15 protein-coding genes and 2 pseudogenes are annotated in these 17,334 nt (G+C 46.5%); 10 read left to right on the top strand and 7 right to left on the bottom strand.

The genetic code is table 11. The features are described 5' to 3' along the window. Positions 1-386, bottom strand: a 386-nt coding sequence (locus WBA89_RS10960) for a RibD family protein (RefSeq protein WP_424406310.1), incomplete at its 3' end; no start/stop codon positions are given. A 682-nt stretch (positions 387-1,068) separates the two neighbouring features. On the opposite strand from WBA89_RS10960, the gene fusA reads away from it, so the two are divergent. Together fusA and WBA89_RS10950 are read left to right on the top strand one after the other, a co-directional pair. Then, positions 1,069-3,153 (top strand): elongation factor G, encoded by a 2,085-nt coding sequence (fusA, locus tag WBA89_RS10955; RefSeq protein WP_424406309.1) that lies wholly within the window; start codon positions 1,069-1,071, stop codon positions 3,151-3,153. Between the two features lie 335 nt (positions 3,154-3,488). Then, positions 3,489-4,133 carry a Uma2 family endonuclease gene (locus WBA89_RS10950; protein ID WP_424406308.1) on the top strand — a complete coding sequence of 215 codons (645 nt, stop codon included), beginning with the start codon at positions 3,489-3,491 and terminating at the stop codon, positions 4,131-4,133. A gap of 176 nt (positions 4,134-4,309) precedes the next feature. Here the strand turns inward: WBA89_RS10950 and WBA89_RS10945 are convergent, their stop codons facing one another. Next, complete coding sequence (locus WBA89_RS10945) at positions 4,310-8,488, bottom strand: hypothetical protein (RefSeq protein WP_424406307.1); 4,179 nt, start codon at positions 8,486-8,488, stop codon at positions 4,310-4,312. Positions 8,489-8,719: 231 nt separating this feature from the next. Further along, positions 8,720-8,902: a DUF2281 domain-containing protein gene (locus WBA89_RS10940; RefSeq protein WP_424406306.1), complete on the bottom strand. Its 183-nt coding sequence runs from the start codon at positions 8,900-8,902 to the stop codon at positions 8,720-8,722. Between the two features lie 150 nt (positions 8,903-9,052). Between WBA89_RS10940 and WBA89_RS10935 the strand changes: the two genes are divergently transcribed. The 4 genes and pseudogenes from WBA89_RS10935 to WBA89_RS10920 all read left to right on the top strand — a co-directional run bounded on the left by WBA89_RS10935 (position 9,053) and on the right by WBA89_RS10920 (position 9,902). Continuing rightward, positions 9,053-9,310 (top strand): antitoxin, encoded by a 258-nt coding sequence (locus WBA89_RS10935; protein ID WP_293149085.1) that lies wholly within the window; start codon positions 9,053-9,055, stop codon positions 9,308-9,310. After that, positions 9,310-9,633: a type II toxin-antitoxin system RelE/ParE family toxin gene (locus WBA89_RS10930; RefSeq protein WP_424406305.1), complete on the top strand. Its 324-nt coding sequence runs from the start codon at positions 9,310-9,312 to the stop codon at positions 9,631-9,633. The genes WBA89_RS10935 and WBA89_RS10930 overlap by 1 nt, the downstream gene beginning before the upstream one ends. 38 nt (positions 9,634-9,671) lie before the next feature. Beyond that, positions 9,672-9,740, top strand: a pseudogene (locus WBA89_RS10925) (MarR family transcriptional regulator); the annotation flags it as partial. A 9-nt stretch (positions 9,741-9,749) separates the two neighbouring features. Beyond that, positions 9,750-9,902 carry a hypothetical protein gene (locus WBA89_RS10920; RefSeq protein WP_424406304.1) on the top strand — a complete coding sequence of 51 codons (153 nt, stop codon included), beginning with the start codon at positions 9,750-9,752 and terminating at the stop codon, positions 9,900-9,902. Between the two features lie 119 nt (positions 9,903-10,021). Here WBA89_RS10920 and WBA89_RS10915 read toward each other — a convergent pair whose 3' ends face one another. Together WBA89_RS10915 and WBA89_RS10910 are read right to left on the bottom strand one after the other, a co-directional pair. Next, positions 10,022-11,407, bottom strand: coding sequence for a UDP-N-acetylmuramoyl-tripeptide--D-alanyl-D-alanine ligase (locus WBA89_RS10915; RefSeq protein ID WP_424406311.1), 1,386 nt, complete (start codon positions 11,405-11,407; stop codon positions 10,022-10,024). 424 nt (positions 11,408-11,831) lie between these two features. Continuing rightward, complete coding sequence (locus WBA89_RS10910; protein ID WP_424406303.1) at positions 11,832-12,005, bottom strand: hypothetical protein; 174 nt, start codon at positions 12,003-12,005, stop codon at positions 11,832-11,834. Positions 12,006-12,027: 22 nt separating this feature from the next. Between WBA89_RS10910 and WBA89_RS10905 the strand changes: the two genes are divergently transcribed. Both WBA89_RS10905 and WBA89_RS10900 read left to right on the top strand, forming a co-directional pair. Next, the gene (locus WBA89_RS10905; protein WP_424406302.1) at positions 12,028-13,308 is read left to right on the top strand and encodes a hypothetical protein; all 1,281 of its coding nucleotides are present in this window, start codon (positions 12,028-12,030) and stop codon (positions 13,306-13,308) included. A gap of 283 nt (positions 13,309-13,591) precedes the next feature. After that, positions 13,592-13,921, top strand: coding sequence for an RNA recognition motif domain-containing protein (locus tag WBA89_RS10900; RefSeq protein ID WP_424406301.1), 330 nt, complete (start codon positions 13,592-13,594; stop codon positions 13,919-13,921). Between the two features lie 244 nt (positions 13,922-14,165). On the opposite strand, the gene clpS is transcribed toward WBA89_RS10900, so the two are convergent. Next, complete coding sequence (clpS, locus tag WBA89_RS10895; protein ID WP_424406300.1) at positions 14,166-14,447, bottom strand: ATP-dependent Clp protease adapter ClpS; 282 nt, start codon at positions 14,445-14,447, stop codon at positions 14,166-14,168. 289 nt (positions 14,448-14,736) lie between these two features. On the opposite strand from clpS, the gene WBA89_RS10890 reads away from it, so the two are divergent. Then, positions 14,737-15,327, top strand: a complete 591-nt coding sequence (locus WBA89_RS10890; protein ID WP_424406299.1) for a DUF3172 domain-containing protein — start codon at positions 14,737-14,739, stop codon at positions 15,325-15,327. Between the two features lie 90 nt (positions 15,328-15,417). On the opposite strand, the gene WBA89_RS10885 is transcribed toward WBA89_RS10890, so the two are convergent. Next, complete coding sequence (locus WBA89_RS10885) at positions 15,418-16,698, bottom strand: AMIN domain-containing protein (RefSeq protein WP_424406298.1); 1,281 nt, start codon at positions 16,696-16,698, stop codon at positions 15,418-15,420. A 430-nt stretch (positions 16,699-17,128) separates the two neighbouring features. On the opposite strand from WBA89_RS10885, the pseudogene WBA89_RS10880 reads away from it, so the two are divergent. Further along, positions 17,129-17,334 (top strand): annotated as a pseudogene (locus WBA89_RS10880) (RNA-guided endonuclease InsQ/TnpB family protein); the annotation flags it as partial.

The raw sequence follows: 17,334 nt of genomic DNA, 5'->3' as shown, positions 1-17,334 counted from the left end.
CTCTCCCCCTCTCCCAATCTCCCCCTCTCCCAATCTTCCCCTTCTGCAGTCAGCAGCCACCTAGGCACCGGTTGCTGGAAAAAGCGCAAATTCGGGTCAAATTCGGACGATCGCGAACATACGATTTGCGTCGGTTGTGGGGGCTTCCCGTGCAGTTCTCTCTGTTTGAGCAATTCCGGCGAAATCACTCTCATCGTTGTTCCATAGGCCTGTAAAGTGCCGTTGCCGAACAAAACCGCGTCACTGGCGGCGACTTGTTGTTCGAGGTGGGCTTTGTCGTTGGCTGAACCGAATCTCGCGGGCGATCGGGCTGCATCTGCAATTTTACCGTCAGCACTGATCGCCAGTATTACTGTAGTGTAAGGTCGATCGATTTTATCTATCATAAAAGCGGCATCTTTTTACTACTTTTAAGACAATACGCGATTGTTAAGCATAATTGTAGGTTGGGTTGAGGCACGAAAGCCAACGGTATTGACTTTTAATATGTAGCGGTTCTCAGTAACATGGGATCCGCACGAGCGAGCGGTAATAGGTAATAGGTAATTGCAGGATTATGAATTTGAGTTCGGGTTAGCTACCAGCTCTGATTTATAACCCCTTACCAATTACCAATTACCAATCACCAATCACCAATTACCAATTACCAATTACCAATTACCGGAGTGTACCTCACCTAACTGAGAAAGGCTGTATCTATTAGGTTGGTAGTTTGTTTGACTTGTGGGAGGCAACAAGACAGCGAGGAAAATGCTGCCAAAAACAGACAAAAAGTCGAACAGGGCATTGTCCGACTCGCTTGCCAAAAGGGAGGTAAGTTCAGACTGCTCTGGTAGCACATCCCGTTAACTCTCCACAATCACCGCCCGCTTCCGTGCGGTGATTGTGTCAATCACCCAAGAATACTTCGCAGGAATGACTCAGAAGTGTCAAAATTAAGATATGTATGCCAGAAACAGGGAAAAAAAAATCTAGCCTGTACTGGCCCCAAAGGCAACATTGATTCCTCGCTTGTCACGCTTACAGGTGGTCGCCGACGGTTCGTCGCATTTAATCTCAACAGTAATTATGAAAGATCTCACTCGTTATCGAAATATCGGCATCTTCGCCCACGTAGATGCTGGCAAGACCACCACAACTGAAAGAATCCTGAAACTGACAGGCAAAATCCACAAAATAGGTGAAGTTCACGAAGGCGCGGCGACGACTGACTTCATGGAACAGGAGCAAGAGCGCGGTATTACGATTCAATCGGCTGCTACCACCTGCTTCTGGAACGAGCATCAGCTCAATATCATTGATACTCCCGGACACGTCGATTTTACGATCGAGGTTTACCGTTCGCTGAAAGTTCTCGATGGTGGCATCGGCGTGTTCTGCGGTTCCGGTGGAGTTGAACCGCAATCTGAAACCAACTGGCGCTACGCTAACGATTCCAAAGTCGCTCGCATCGTCTACATCAACAAGCTCGATCGCACCGGCGCAGATTTTTACCGCGTTGTCAAGCAAGTCGATCAAATCCTCGCAGCTAAACCGATGGTGATGGTATTGCCGATCGGCATTGAAGAAAAGTTTTGCGGCGTAGTCGATTTGCTGACCCGCAAAGCCTGGATCTGGGATGACTCCGGCGACCCGATGAACTACGAAATCAAAGATGTCCCCGCCGATATGGTCGATGATGTCGAAAAATACCGCGAACAGTTGATCGAATTGGCCGTCGAGCAAGACGACGCTCTGATGGAACAATATCTCGAAGGCAATGAACCGAGTATTGACGACCTCAAGCGCTGTATTCGCAAAGGTACTCGCGATCGGGCATTTTTCCCCACCTACTGCGGCTCATCGTTTAAAAACAAAGGCGTGCAGTTGGTACTGGATGCTGTAGTTGACTACCTGCCGAACCCGATGGAAGTCACACCGCAGCCAGAAGTCGATCTTGAGGGCGAAGAAACCGGCGAGTTTGCGATCGTCGATCCCAACAGGCCGTTGCGGGCACTGGCGTTTAAGATCATGGACGATCGCTACGGTGCTCTAACCTTCACGCGCCTGTACTCCGGTAAACTGTCTAAAGGCGACACCGTACTCAACACAGCCACAGGCAAAACCGAGCGCGTCAGCCGTTTGGTGGAGATGCACGCCAACTCTCGCGAAGAAATTGAATCGGCCCAAGCAGGCGACATTGTGGCGATCGTCGGCATGAAAAACGTCCGCACCGGACACACCATCTGCGATCCCAAAAATCCCGCCACCCTAGAGCCGATGGTATTCCCCGATCCCGTTATTTCGATTTCGGTCAGACCGAAGGTGAAAGGCGGCGAAGAAAAAATGGGAGCAGCCCTCACCAAGATGGTACAAGAAGACCCATCCTTCCACATGGTGACGGATCAAGAAAGCGGCGAAATGATTCTCAAGGGGATGGGCGAGTTACACCTCGACATCAAAGTAGACATTCTCAAGCGCACCCACGGCGTCGAAGTAGAAGTTGGCGAACCGCAGGTAGCCTACCGCGAGTCGATTACCAAGCGTCTCGAAGACGATTACACCCACAAAAAGCAATCAGGTGGTTCCGGTCAATTCGCCAAAATCGGCTACGTGATCGAGCCTGGTGAGCCTGGAAGTGGCTTCATATTCGAGTCAAAAGTAACTGGTGGTAGTGTACCGAGAGAATATTGGCCAGCGGTCGAAAAAGGCTTTGAAAGCTGCATCGACAAAGGCGTATTGGCCGGATTCCCTTGTCTGGACTTGAAATTCACCCTACTAGAAGGCGGTTTCCACCCCGTTGACTCGTCAGCGATGGCCTTTGAAATTGCGGCCAAAGCTGCCTATCGGCAGTCTCTCCCTAAAGCCGGGCCTCAGTTGCTCGAACCGATTATGAATGTCGATGTATTCACTCCAGATGATTACATGGGCGACGTGATCGGCGACCTCAACCGCCGCCGGGGGATGATGAAATCTCAAGAGACAAGCCAGACAGGAGCGCGGATCAAGGCAGATGTGCCGTTGAGCGAAATGTTTGGTTACATTAGCGACTTGCGTACTATGACCTCTGGCCGCGGCCAGTTTTCCATGTCTTTCTCGCACTATGCTCCTTGTCCGAGCAACATCGCCGAGGAAGTGATCAAGGAAGCGAAAGAGCGTCAAGCCGCTAAGTAGTGTATTGAGTGCGACGAATTGATTCGTCGCACTCAATCACCAAGGTTAAAAACTAGATTTTTCTAGTTTTTAACCTTGGTCAATGGGCATAAGCCGAGGCGGATCTAAATTGTATTTTTCGGGCGGGACACCCCACAAGAGTTCGATCGCACTTGATACTAAAAGTTAGATGCGCCTTTGCTTATCCCAATTTTATTTTCACACTCCTAAAAAATGCTTTTTACTCTCCGAAAGAGATGCTCGCTGCAAAAGTCGCTCTAAAAGGGCGATCGCCCGTCAATAAAATTACTTTTTGCTAAGATACAATCAATAATCTACAACCCAGGCAGGTAGCCATGACAGCCACCCTGATCCAGAGTCAAACTAGCGGAATTCTGCTAAAAAATATTAGCTGGAAAACTTACGAATCCCTGCTGAATGAGTTAGCCGAACAGAGAGGAATTCGCCTGACTTACGATCGGGGAAATTTAGAAATTATGACTCCATCAGCACCCCACGAAAAGTACAAAAAAATCTTGGGACGTTTTGTAGAAAGTGTGAGTGATGAATTGAATGTTGAAATTTGCAGTTTGGGTTCACTAACTTGCAGGCGCGAAGATTTGGCTCGCGGCTTGGAACCGGATCAGTGCTATTATATCGAAAATGAGGATGTGGTTTGGGACAAAGAACAAATCGATCTCAATCAAGATCCGCCACCAGATTTAGTGGTGGAAATAGACGTGACTAGCAGTTCGATCGATCGACTTTCTTTATATGCAAGTTTAGGCGTACCGGAAGTTTGGCGCTACGACGGAAATCGTTTAATAATTTATCAGTTGGAATCACAGGAATATACAGAAAGAGATGTTTCTCCGACTTTCCCTTTTTTGTCGCAAGTTGAGATGCTGCGGTTTTTGGAATTGAGGAGGACTACAAAAGAAAATGCTTTAATTCGCTTGTTCCGGGAGTGGGTGAGGAGTCAAATTCAGTCAGGAGAGTGAAGGAGGGCGATTCACGATCGGGATGGCGGCGTTTGAGGCTCTTTTTAGTTTCAGCCTTGTAGGGTGCGTCAGTTAGAATACTTACTGGACAAGGGAAACGCTTATGGACTGACGCACCCTACTATCTGTAATTGCCCTAGCTGACTGCAACAGCTATCTTCAAAATACTTTCATCTTTAGAGTTTTATGATGATTTTATCTGATAGACCTTGAATATTCAGTTCAAGCGTGGGAGAAGCATCAGTGTAGAAGACTTCACAGGTGTAACCACTTTCAGGAACCTTGAAAAATAATCTGTTGCTGCCCGATACTTCCACATCTTCAACTTTACCTTTAATGGTGCATTTCCCAGAATCCAAAGTTACTTGCAATATCTTGGATGTATCATCAGTAATAGTTAGCTGCTTAATCGTCTTGATTCTCATCAATTTAAGACGACCTATGTCACGCTGTTCGACGCCATTACCTAAAGTTTTCCAATCAGCTTCTCTCTTGACTTCCGTGTTTGATGGCTCTGCTAGTGGAACAGTAAGCTCTGGAAGGTCAGAGACTGAATCTAGATTTATACTCCATTTACGAGCATTCTCATCAAGTTCGTCTTGTCTTTGCTTAAATTTGCCACCATCTGTGCTTCGCTCGTAGTCTACCTGCTTTTTCTTAGTGGCAATCCAACGCTCTCGTGCAAAATTTCGTTGCTTAGAGTTGGAATCATCTACAAATTGCTCATAAAATTCTAAGCATGGCACAAGCTCACCAATTCTCTCCATTGCAGTACCAACTTCTTGTAAAGTTAGAGCCTGCTTCCAGTCGGAAAAACCTCGAACTGAAGTTATCAAGCTCTGATAACGTTGGCGTTCCTGTAGAGCAGTACCTGGTGTAAGATCTGAGTAAGCAATTTCACGCACGAACTTAAACTTTAAACTTTTTGCTTCATTGGCATCAGGATGCTTAGCTATTGCTTCTATGGCTTTGATCCACAATTTTCGCTGAATTAAGTAATCAACTAGCTCTTGATGTCCATTCTGGTTTTGAAGGGCTGGTACAACATAGTCTAACCATTGAGATTTATCGGGTTTTCCTTTTCTTTCCCACTCCTGAACAATCTGCTGATTTTCTCCTTCTTTTTGGAGGTATTGTAAGCCTTGGGGAAAACCTTCGACTTCAGCTTTAGCTAAGTTATACTTGCGCTTTTGGGGAACTTCACACTGATCCCAGCAGCGCACAGCACCTTTATAATCTTTGGCTTGGTAGAAAGAACTTCCCGCCACTTCTATTGTTTTGTTATAACCAGCTTGTTGCAAGTCTTGTAATAGATTTCCAAATCGTTGCCATTGATCGCAGGTGAGACTCTGTTCGTTCATCAACTTTATATCAATTTGGCTGGCATATTCCTCGATCGCTGCTTGCCAGGGTTTGCTCGAACGGCAGTTTTTCAGTGAGTTGTTCTCATTACGCTTTTCAAGGAACTCGGTGAATTTATTGAGAACATCGAAAGATTTCGGATCTTCCTCCATCATGAATGCCACTAAAGAAAGCTCTACTGGTTTCTGATTGGGGTTTTCTTCACACCATCGCTTCAATTCTTTCCAACAAGCTCCCTCCCAGAAGCACTTCCAAGCCTCTTCCTTCTTACCTCGCTTCAAGAAAAGTTGACCAGCCTCACTAAAATGATTATCGAATTTGAGCGCCCAAGCTTCGCAGAGGTCAACTTCTTTTGTATCTCCTAACACAGAGTAATACGCTTTTGCATTTCTGAGTAACTCTGGGTTTTCCTCTGCCAATCCTTGCTTCTTCATCTGCTTTGCTTGGAGTTCTCGGTTGTCTTGATCCAGCACTTCTAGACTTTGCCCTGTGCTGATAGTTCCGAGTAAATCTGTCCAATCGTGGCGTTTATCAGCTTCCAACCGCTCAAGGAATCCATCGATCCGATCGTCACTAGCCTGCTGCCACAGCAATTCATCTCCTTCTTTTGAGTCAATGACAACCAAATCAGACATCGCTCGGCTAGCCGCAACGTAAAGCTTGTTAAAGTAGTATTCTAACTCTACTGAATCTCTTTGACTATTAGCGTCAAAGTTCCATACAAAGTTCGCATTGTATTCTTCTTGAGCCAACTCATGCCCAAATTTGTATAGGATGACCAGCGGGAACTCCAGACCCTTTGCTTTGATGGCACTGTATACGTTCTCTGGCGTTTTTCCCTCCTTGGCTTGTGGAAATAATTCCAAAAGAATTTCATCACTTTTGATATAGTCAATTTCCCCGCCAGCTTCACAGGGTAGGATAAAAATCGGCTTATTGTCGATATGGCTTTTTAAATCGTCTAACGAGAGATTCTGACCAAAAATAAACTTTTGCGGTTTAGAAAAACTGTCTTTTTTTTGCCACGGAGTTTGTGGCTTAATGTCAGGTAGGCCGAAACGAACACAGCGCCACAATTGGATTAAATTGGTCACTTTAACGATAGATGAGCTAGAGCGATAATTAACTTGTAGCTCCTTAAAATTCATCTTTATATTAAGTTTACTTGCTGGATCGAGCCTCATTACAACTTCGTTGTAAAACAATGCCCCGACGCTATCCCAACGAAATCCAGTAGGGTTTAAGGTTTGAAAAGGATCGCCAGCAAAGGTAAAGGGTAGGACAGAAACATAGTTAAATCCAAAATCATATTTAGAAAAAACAGAAAGCTTGACGATGAGTTGCAGTTCTAGTCTCGTAAAATCTTGAGATTCATCGCAAAAAATTGCCGTGTATTCAGAAGAGAAACGTTTCCCTTCTAGGACTATTCTAATTAAGTCTTGATCGTCCCAGTAGCCCTTATCTTCAATTAGCCTTTCATACCATTTCCAAACCGTTTTATAAATTCCTTTGAATGTCTCTTCTGGAATCTTGCGTTGTTCCTCGCGCGGTAATTCTTTATAATCGTCTTCGTTTATATATCCATCAAGAGAGTAGCCTTTAATCAAAGTTCTAATGATGTACCAGCATCGCCCTGCTGAGTAGCGTTTATTTCTTGCTTCTGGGAGTTTAGAATCATTATAAAGCTGTCGAAACTGGTTATAAGAAATGTATTTTTCTGGCTTAAATCGGTCGTATTCTGTAGATGATAAAAAATTTAATAAAAATTTCTGGAAGGGTTGAAAAAATGGTTTTACATCTGGTGTTTCTGCTTCTGGCGTTTCTCTATCTGATAAAAATTTATGATGAGATTTTAAAAGGCTTTGCACTGAATCTTTAGCTACCTTGAGCAGGCTCTCGCTGTAAGTTAGAAAAAGAGGGTGTGGCTTTTGATAAAAATCATATTCTCCTGCTTGACAAGAGTTCCAGTGGCGATCGCAGTAATCAGCAAAAAGGTGGAATAACATTGTAGATTTGCCACTCCCAGCTCGTCCATTGATAAACATCGGTAGGGAGGGTTTTTGTGGAGTTGAAATAGATTCTAAAATTTGTTCTTCTTCCACTGAGAGAGCTAGATTTGATTCGTCATCTTTTTCAATAGCTAGCCAACTTTCAAAATCTAATAGTAGGTATGCTGGATAAGAACGTCGGGCTAGACGAGCTAACTCATCCATACTCAATTGAGCCGGAAGATTATTAACATTTTCACCAAAGTCGGGAAGATCGATCGCCTCTACTACTTCTCTTATAGGGTCATCCGATGGTTTTTCAAGAAAAGGAGCAAGCAAAAATAAAATTTTTCTAGAGGACGTATCTTCAGTAGCAATAGTTTCGATCCTACTAAACAAAATCGATAACCCTTCCGTGTTGCTATATAACTTTACACGAGAGCAACTTGTGCTTTCATCTTCCACATCATTTTGACTAATAATGTCGAGAATAATATTTTTGAAAGTTTCCCGTCGGTCTTTGATTCTCTCTTGTCCGCACTTTTTCAACCATTGTTCGCTTTCGTAAATCACCAAGTCTTTAGAGTCTTTACTCCAGCTAGGTAGCTCTAGCCAGACTAACAGATCGTTTGGAAGAGGCTCGCGTTTGTTTTGCTGTTGACAAACCGATTCTTTTTGTTCATTTAGCCATTCCTTAATCTCATCATCATTCAGTAATGACTCTAACTTGTCTTGACCAAATTTTTGACGTTTATTTTTGTCTGTAAATTCTTCATACTCTTGACTTTTTCGCTCCAGAATATTTAGTAAGCAGAGAATCTTCTCATTATCGACCTCTTCGATCTTTGCTAATAACCTGTATTTCCCTATTCTTCGCTTCCAGTAAGGATAAATTGGATCGAAGAGATCTAACACTTCGGAGTTATCATAAAGTTCAGTGATTTTAGGTTGGATATAATACTTTTCAGCGTTATCATGGCACTGCTGTGTAATATAGATATACATAAGCTTTGGGAAAGTTATTTGGTAAGTATTCAGGTAGTAGCTGACAAAATACCTATACGGCGAATCAAAGACAACTCGTAAGTTCCGCACAGCTAGTAGATATCTCCGAAAGACTACCTTAAACCCTTGCCCTGTCTGGGCTGAGAGCGAATTTTCGGAGATATCTAGTAACTATATCACATTTGCAGTATGATACCAAAGTCTGTGCAGAGGCTTTTCCTAGTTGCGCGATTACTTTGGGATTACCCTGCAACACCAGAGAAATACGATCTGTGTCGAAAATCCACGAACAACATAAGCATCCAACACTTCGTTGCAGCTGACTAAAACTAAGAATTCTATATAGTGCAGCACTTCCTGTTTCAGAGAATCTGGCAACTTGACTAGGCTTTCTAGGATGGTGGTTTCTAGCATTAGATAACCTCTCGATCCATAAACTTATGATAACAATTGCCAGTTAAGCTGCTCGATCGCATTGGGGACACCAGGAAAAGTCTAAAAATCACAATTGTAATTTTTTACATTTTAGGATATCTTAGAAAGGTACTCCGTCAATGTGGCGTTATGAGCAGGATAACGATCGAGGTAACAGACGAACAGCACCAGCAAATTAAGGCAATGGCGGCTGTGCTGGGCAAATCTATTAAAGAGTTTGTACTCGAAAGGCTGTTTCCTTCTAGCGATCGAGAGGAAGAACAGGCTTGGCAGGAACTCAAAGAACTGCTGAGGGAGCGCATAGTGGCAGCCGAACGCGGCGAAGTATCGGCTAAGACATTCAGCCAGGTCTTGGAAGAGAAGCTGGCGGCGATGGGAAAAGTGTAATGCCATCCTACGAACTCACCTCTTACGCAGAAGAGGATTTAGCAGATATTATCGAGTACACCGTTAACAATTACGGCATAGCCCAGGCGCGAGATTACGTTGCTGCGCTGGAAACCTGTGCTGAAAACCTTGCGGGTAGCCAGGGCTTCTATCGGGATCTGAAAAACATTCATCCCCGTTTGCGCGTAACCCGATGTCAGCACCATTATATTTTTGGCATCATGAGATCGGGAAGTCCGATGGTGGTTGTTGCTATTTATCACGAGCGGATGGATGTGCTGCAACGCCTGAGAACGCGCTTGAAAAACCCACAAGAAGGATAGCTGCGATCGCCCTTTAAAGAAAATCGAATTTCACTACAATCAATCCCGATCGCCTGGAAAAAGCCGGACTGCTGTATCGAGAACGCTGTCCGAGCGATCGGCGGTGCACCTATGCCGTGCTGACTGAGGCAGGATTGGCAATGCAACAGCAAATGTGGACGGTTTATGCTGAAGGAATCGCAGAATACTTTGCCTGTCACCTGGATGATCGTGAACTTCAGGTGATGCAGCGAGTGTTAGAGCGAATGCTTACAGGAGCAAGTCAGTAAGGGCGAGAGTGGCGATCGTCTTCACTTTGAAAACCAGAATGATGCCAGTCTGGGTGGCATCATTCTGGTTCGCCAAAAGTCTCTTTAAATCGCCGACTCTAAACCGCCAAATTTCTCTTCTATTCTTCCCCCGCCAAATCTGCCCTAAACTTCTCCACAACTCGATTCAATCCCACCGAATGAGAAGCTTTAAATAAAATACGATCGCCCTTTTCAACAAATCCCAACAACCGCTTTGCTAAATCTTCCCGCCCATTTTGCGCCGCAATATCTCCAACCTCCAAAAAAGGCAAACCAGCCGCACCCGCAGCCATCGCCGCCGCTTCCTCAAAATCTGCAAACACAAACAAAGCATCAAGCTTTAACTCTTGCGCCGCTTTTCCCACTTGTCGGTGAAATTCGATCGCCCTTTCGCCCAATTCCTTCATCGTACCCAACACCGCAATCCGGCGCTTTCCCGGAGTATCCGCTAACAACCTCAAAGCCGCCAACATCGACTCCAAACCAGCATTGTAAGTCTCGTCAAGAATCACAATATCATCGGGTAAATCGTAGCGGCGCGCCCTTCCATCCGGTAACTCAACCGACAAACCTTGCTGTAACACTTCCCAATCAATATCTAACACTTTTGCTACAGCCAAAGCAGCCAAATAATTTACAGCATTGTGCCGCCCAGCTAGCGGCAGCGGCAATTCCACACCTTCTACTAACATGGTATCATGATTGAGCAATTCTCCGCACAAATACCCGCCTTCTAAACCGTAGGTTAAAGTTTTTCCCTGCCAAAAAAGCGCCGCAGTTGCGATTAATCTGTCAGAATCGTGATTGAGAATAGCAATGCTATCTGTAGGCATTTCGGCTAAAAGTTCGCACTTAGCGATTGCGATCGCATCTTCCGAACCCAGTCGCCCGATATGCGCCGTTCCAGTGTTAGTAATTACCGCAACAGTAGGACGCGCAATTTGTGACAGCAGCGCAATTTCGCCGAACCCGCGCATTCCCATTTCAATTACAGCATAATTGTGTGACGGCGAAAGCTCCAATAGAGTTTTTGGGACTCCAATTTCATTGTTGTAGTTATATTGAGTTTTAAGAACATTTCCTCTCGTTGACAAAACCGCCGCAATTAACTCTTTAGCAGTAGTTTTACCGACAGAACCTGTAACAGCAACTATAGGTATACTGAACTGGTCGCGCCACCAACGGGCGATCGCCTGGTAAGCTTTTAAAGTATCGTCAACGCGCAACACCGGAAAATTAGGCAATTCCTCTTGCCAAGAGCGATCGACCACCGCCGCAATCGCTCCCAAATCACGGGCTGCAGCCACAAATTTATGCCCGTCAAAATTGCCTCCCCGCAGCGCCAAAAATATTTCGCCCCCCTCAAGAGTGCGCGTATCTGTGGCAATACCTGTCCCTACAACTGTCAAAATGCCCTCAGACACCGCAGGCAAAGGTACAGTTAAAATTTCAGCAAGTCGGGCGATACTTACGCGACAAACCATATTAGCAGCACTCACATTTCAAATAATTATTTTCACAGCTAATCCTACCTCGCCCTTCCTCAAATTTAACTCGCACCACTTTCACTCAAAGAATCCAACCGATGAAGCCGGGGTTCCCAATCCCCAATCGCCGATCGAATATGGTATGACAGAGAGTCGGCGAGAATTGTCAAAGTCAATCCTCATACTAAATCGTCCGCCCGACATCAGGAATCCGATCGAACCAACCCACATTTTTAGGGAGCATCTGGCCTTGGCAAAAAGTGTTGTTTTAACGCCTGGGAATCGTCCCCCCTGGCTGGCAGATATATCCGCCAGCGACATATTAAGTTCGCACTACAAATAGAAAACTCAGATGTTCCCCATTTTTACCAATACTTTACAAAATTTATGGTACTTTTAGGCCTTGCTAATTGACAACAATTCATGTAATGCTGGTGTTGGTAAATAGCTTAATTAAGCAAAAAATATCGATCGACTGTCTGCGCTCACCGCTTCCACCCCTCGCGCCCCGTCCGGCGAGAAGCTCGGTTGACTCAATTTTGTGGTGCTTCATCTGCCAATTCATCAAACCAATGGCGCTTAAAGCTCGTCTCAAATCCTCGGAGGGTTATTGAACAGTGAACGACTACAACAGAGAAAACCACGAAGCAGAACAGTTACTTTACAACCACTGGCTGGAGCTGGTACAAGTAGAGCAGCCGGCCGAACTGATCGACCGCTTTCGTACTTTGTTTGTCCGCCGTACCGGATATCCCGATCGCACCGTCGCCGACGCACTCGAAAAAATAGCAGCCTCAAAACACGCCCAACAAGAATTCAAGTACATCCTCAACCGCTGCTGCCACATCCCGATCAACCGCTGGCAAACATACCCCAGCAAGCAAGCAGCCATCCCCGAACTGATCGCCGTGTTTGAAGAAGTCCCCAAAATAGTAATTGGATACAGTCGATCGCGATCGGTTCACTCCATCCCCCAATTAGTAAATCAATTTACCGAAAGCGAACAGTACCTAGCCCTCAAACGCTTAGCCAAAGTCATCACCCACAGCAACGAAGACAGCAGCAACACCAAAACCCCCGCCACCCTAGCCCTCGGAAACTTAATTCCGCGATATCCTTACCTCTACAAACACTGCCTCCTCAGCGACGACAGCACCTACGAACAGCAAAAAATCATTAAAAAAATCCAAGCCCAAAAGCAGCAGCAATTTGAAATCGACCTCTCGCAATACGTCGCTCACCAAGTCAGAAAAGCCCAAACAGCCAGGCGACAAACCTCACTTTCCTTCGGCAGGAATATACAGCCTATAAAAAACCCGACCTTGTTGAGCGACCCGGAACTGTTCTTTGCGCTCAAGCAATTTGTCGGAAAAGTAGAAGGAGCCGATACCTACAGACAGCTAGCGCGGCGCTTCAGGGCGAACACCACCACAAACCAGTCCTACGGCTCCTTTAAAGACGACTTGTACGAATACTTGATTTCTTCCGTCACCGACGATCGCTACGGCAAATGTCAATTTAGCGAAAAACTGTATAAGCAGCTACAAAATACCTTGCCCCACAACGACGATCGCCAGTTAAACGAATTTTTAACGATCAGAACTTGCAGCCAGTTATTGAACTTTTTAGTAGTAGAGAGTCCAGCGCGGCCCAACCACTTTGTCTTCATCGACCTGATCTCCAACCTCGGGGCCACCCAAACCACAGGTTTGCTGCTGAAAATCGTGCTAATTTGCGGCAAAGTCAAGCCCTATCTAGAAAAGCGGTTGGCAATTTTGTTCGGTCACTACGAACTTTCTACCCGAGAAGGCGTAGTTTGGTTGATCGAAGCCCTGGAAAACCTGAATCTAGCATTGAGTACCAATTTTGGGAAAGTGGACGTATCTTTCGTGCGGTAGTCAGCCGCCCCGACAACTGTCTGTGCTGCCACTTGACAAAACATCGCACCGAGAAACGGGGTTTCTAAATCCCTGAAAACTTCACGTTTAATTGTAACGACCTAATTCACTGCCCAAACCTATTCAAAAAACGCTATTCTGTGTTAAAATCCCAAGTGTATCAGATTCGGTTGCAGGCTTTGTTCATTGCTACAGAATTGTCTAAAAACTTGCCCTTCTGTATCGGCAGGGAACTCTCCGAAACTGAAATCTTTGCACTGTCTAAATTTTGGAGTTATTCCTCATGTCGATATACGTCGGTAACTTATCCTACCAAGTTACCCAAGAAGACATCACCACCGTCTTCGCCGAATACGGAACCGTTAAGCGAGTACATCTACCTACCGACAGGGAAACCAGTCGCCCCCGCGGCTTCGGCTTTGTAGAAATGTCAACAGATGCAGAAGAAGATGCAGCGATTGCTGCTCTCGACGGAGCTGAGTGGATGGGTCGCGATCTCAAAGTTAACAAAGCTAAGCCCCGCGAAGATGAAGGCGGCCGGGGCGGCGGCAACCGGGGCGGTGGCGGCCCAGGAAAATTTGCTCGCGGCGGCGGAGGCGGAGGACGTTATTAATTTCCTGACGATCGAGAGTTGAGATTGGAGAGCAGGAAGCAGGCGATCGAACTCGCCTAGGTCCGAACCACCGTGCGAACCACTTCCGGTCTAGTCGATCCCGACCCTGCTCTTCAAGTTTCCCGATCGACCGCATTAAACATACCAAAAAGCCAGGGGTTCAACCCTTGGCTTTTTGATATGAGCGGTATCGGGTACGAGTCAGAAACCGGCTGGGCGAAGCTTTTCGAGTGCCCGTACTGTTTTAATCGTCAGGTTCGATGGTGCTGCTCAATCCGTGATTGTTGAGCGTTTCAGCGTAAAACTCCGCGTGTTCCAGAGCGCAAACAATCACAAGTCCCAGCCCGTTCGTGTGGGCTTCCATCATCACATTCACAGCCTGTGGCTGAGTCAGACTCGGTACCGTCGCCATCAAAGTCTGCACCACGTACTCCATAGGATTGAAATCATCATTGTGCAGCAGAACGCGGTAGCGCGGTGCAAGCTTGCGGACTGTGGAAGGCTTTTGAATAATTTCGACAGACACTAATCTATACCTCCTGATTTGTAAAATGTTAAAATTTGTGAATAATCTCGACCCGGATTCTTCCCCCGTGCAAGACTATCCCACTTTCAGCTATTTTATTGAAATCTGAAAAATCAGACAAGGCGATATCTTGCCCGATCGCCCCCAACAGCCGACACCAGACGCAGCCGGAGTGCTTCCTGCCTGCAGCCGCCACCTTATTAAGGCCATAATATTAGAAAGGCCAGAGCAGTTAAAAATAAAAAACTACTACCTGTTGAGTCCCCAGAACAGACAGAATCTAAATAATATGAAACGCAAACCTAACTCCTACAACGACGACAGATTCAGCGACGCATTCCGAGACGAAGACACCAGCTCGTTTGGCGGACAGTCGCGCCGCCAACCTCAGTCAGGCAAACCTTCTTTTCTCAATTCCGCTACCCTAGGGATTTTAACAGCCGTTTTTATTCTGGGAGTTGGGATTGGCATCGCCTTTAGCTCCACAGCTACAATTAGCCCAGAAAACGTAGCATCCCGCGAATTTATCGATCGCAGCGCCCCCAACCCAGAACTTTGCGTGCAGTTTGGAGCCAGCGCGATGGTGACAGATATGCGCCTCTACCTCACCCTCAACCCATTTAACGTCTACATTTCGCAGCCGAGTATGCGCCCTGGCTGCGTCCTGCGAACTAATAACTGGGCAATTCTCGAACAAAGAAAACTGATCGACCAAAACCAAGTGCGCGAGTGCAAAAATCGCATGAACACCTTTGGCTTCACCGGGCCGTTGGAAGGTCAACCGGAAATTAACTGTATTTACCAAAACGACGGCGCTAAAAACCTGTTCCTCAACCAACCGGGTTCGATCGCCCCAACGGTGGAAGGTCAAAATTTCTAAACCGCCAACGAGAGGGGTTTTTAGGCTTACTAAAGTACAGATTTTGGCTGGGGACTTAGGCTTTGCCTAAGTCCTTCCTGTATTTCAAAATCACAAACCTAATTGAGGCAAATCTTCGGTTAACTGAACTTGCAAAATTTGACCCGGTTGAATAGTAGCAGGTTGAGGAGCAGCGACATAAGTTGTAGCAACACCTGCGGCCGCTCCAGCCAGCAAACCGATGCCGGAAAAGCCGCTCAGCAAGAACAAAGCTAAGCCACCAATACCGCTGTTGCGGAACAGGCTGCGATCGTCCGGCTGTTGTCGGCGGCCTGCCACGGGTTCGGAGCGAGCAAACAGAGGAATATCGCGGCCGTTGAGATTAATAGCTTCCACCACAAATCGACTGCCGAGGTTAGTTGTTTCAAACCGACCGATGACTGGCGTATTCGGAGGTACGATCGTATTTCCGCTGCTGTCGAGAATGCCCTCTTGCAGCAGCAGCACTTCCTGTGGGCTGGGTTTTACACGCGCAAGGCGCAAAGGTCGATCGCCCGGGTACAGCAAATTGAGTTTTGCGCCTGCCGCCAACAAGACATTCGCGCCAGCGACAACTTGCCCCGGCCGATTCGGGCGATCGCCCGGAAGCGGTTCGCCAAAGGTAAGTATCCGCTTTTGGGGTGCAGCAGCAGCCGTATTTTGAGGCTCTAGGCTGGGTACAGCAGCAGCTCTACCACCTTGGCGTTCATCAAGGCGAACACTGACTAAAGGCACTTTTATCGGTCGGATTTGGTCGTTTGGAGTTGGCTGCGGTGCATAATTTGTAGCGGAATTCGGGGAAACAGGAGACGGTTGCCGATCGAGCTCCTCGGCAGCAGTTGAGTTAGAATCGAACGGCGGCTCATTTTGCGGTACTTGTATTCCAGGCTGGGGTTGAGTTTCAGGAGTTTCCGCGCTCTGAGTAAGTTCGATCTGCGGACGCAACACCCAGCGATTTTCTACCCCGATTCTTTGGAATTGAATTTGTTCGCCGTTGAAAGCAGCTCCCGGAGCCAAATTGACCAAAATTCTTGTGGTTCCCGCCCGCAGTTGACTCGCGCCCACAGAACGGACAGTGCCTTGCGGGTATAGCTGAGTTGCATCCACTCCCATCTCAGTATTGGGCAAATCCACAGCAATTTGACTCGGGTTGATTAGAGAATATTGGGGAGTCGTTCCCTCTGGGAGAGTAATTTCTAGCTGATTTGTAGCGGGATCGAATTGCCAACTTGTGACTGTAGAAGCATTTGCTGGTTGCTGCGTTATTTGCACAGTCGCTACTGCGGCCGCGGCCAAACTCGCACCGATCGACACAGAGCCCAAAAGTGACGGTATCATACGCTTAACAGTCAATTTTGGTAAGTCTGCCCAAAATTTCGGCGATAATTTTTTGTATTGCATGGCTGCGGCGTGAAAGTTAAAAATTTAACTAGCTTTGAGGATAATTTTTTTGTGGTAAGCTGTCGCGGGCGATCGTACTGGCTGGTGATACCAAAGGCGGCTTGACGCTGAAAGTTTAGCATTTAGTTGGTAATTGGGGAATTGGTATTAAAACTTTCTGGCTTCTGCCTGATGCCAACAGATACGAATTCATCCCCCTCCCCTCTGCGCCCTCTGCGCCCTCTGCGGTTCAACTAGACAGCAAAAGTCCCGCACTCTAACTGTACTCAGTTGAGTGCCGGGAGGAATGCGCGCCAGGCCTGACTGCCGAGCAAATCTTTGATTTCCGCTATTGCAGTATTAGTTTTCACGAGATACAATAACACCAGAGTTTGTGAATGTAATGTCCCAAGTAATCACCGCCAAGCTAAAACTCAACCTGACTGCCGAGCAAAAAGCTTTGGTGTCTCAGACTACTTTAACCTACCGAGATGCCTTGAACTATACTTCACAAGTCGCTTTTGACGCAGGTAAAACCAGCAATGGTGCTAAGCTGCAAAAAGCGGTCTACAACGAATTGCGAGTGAACTTTGGACTTGGAGCCCAAAT

Origin of the sequence: Microcoleus sp. (genome assembly GCF_049646505.1) — a bacterium.
In the GTDB taxonomy this organism is placed as follows: domain Bacteria; phylum Cyanobacteriota; class Cyanobacteriia; order Cyanobacteriales; family Microcoleaceae; genus Microcoleus.
Note: the sequence above shows the minus strand (reverse complement) of the source record. Positions and strands in the feature narration are given on the sequence as shown.

Bases quoted from the DNA above. Each gene is read 5' to 3' on its own strand.
- fusA (WP_424406309.1), top strand. From the start codon at position 1,069: ATGAAAGATCTCACTCGTTATCGAAATATCGGCATCTTCGCCCACGTA.
- WBA89_RS10935 (WP_293149085.1), top strand. From the start codon at position 9,053: ATGAGCAGGATAACGATCGAGGTAACAGACGAACAGCACCAGCAAATT.
- WBA89_RS10945 (WP_424406307.1), bottom strand. From the start codon at position 8,488: ATGTATATCTATATTACACAGCAGTGCCATGATAACGCTGAAAAGTAT.
- WBA89_RS10950 (WP_424406308.1), top strand. From the start codon at position 3,489: ATGACAGCCACCCTGATCCAGAGTCAAACTAGCGGAATTCTGCTAAAA.
- WBA89_RS10940 (WP_424406306.1), bottom strand. From the start codon at position 8,902: ATGCTAGAAACCACCATCCTAGAAAGCCTAGTCAAGTTGCCAGATTCT.
- WBA89_RS10890 (WP_424406299.1), top strand. From the start codon at position 14,737: ATGAAACGCAAACCTAACTCCTACAACGACGACAGATTCAGCGACGCA.
- WBA89_RS10930 (WP_424406305.1), top strand. From the start codon at position 9,310: ATGCCATCCTACGAACTCACCTCTTACGCAGAAGAGGATTTAGCAGAT.
- WBA89_RS10900 (WP_424406301.1), top strand. From the start codon at position 13,592: ATGTCGATATACGTCGGTAACTTATCCTACCAAGTTACCCAAGAAGAC.
- WBA89_RS10915 (WP_424406311.1), bottom strand. From the start codon at position 11,407: ATGGTTTGTCGCGTAAGTATCGCCCGACTTGCTGAAATTTTAACTGTA.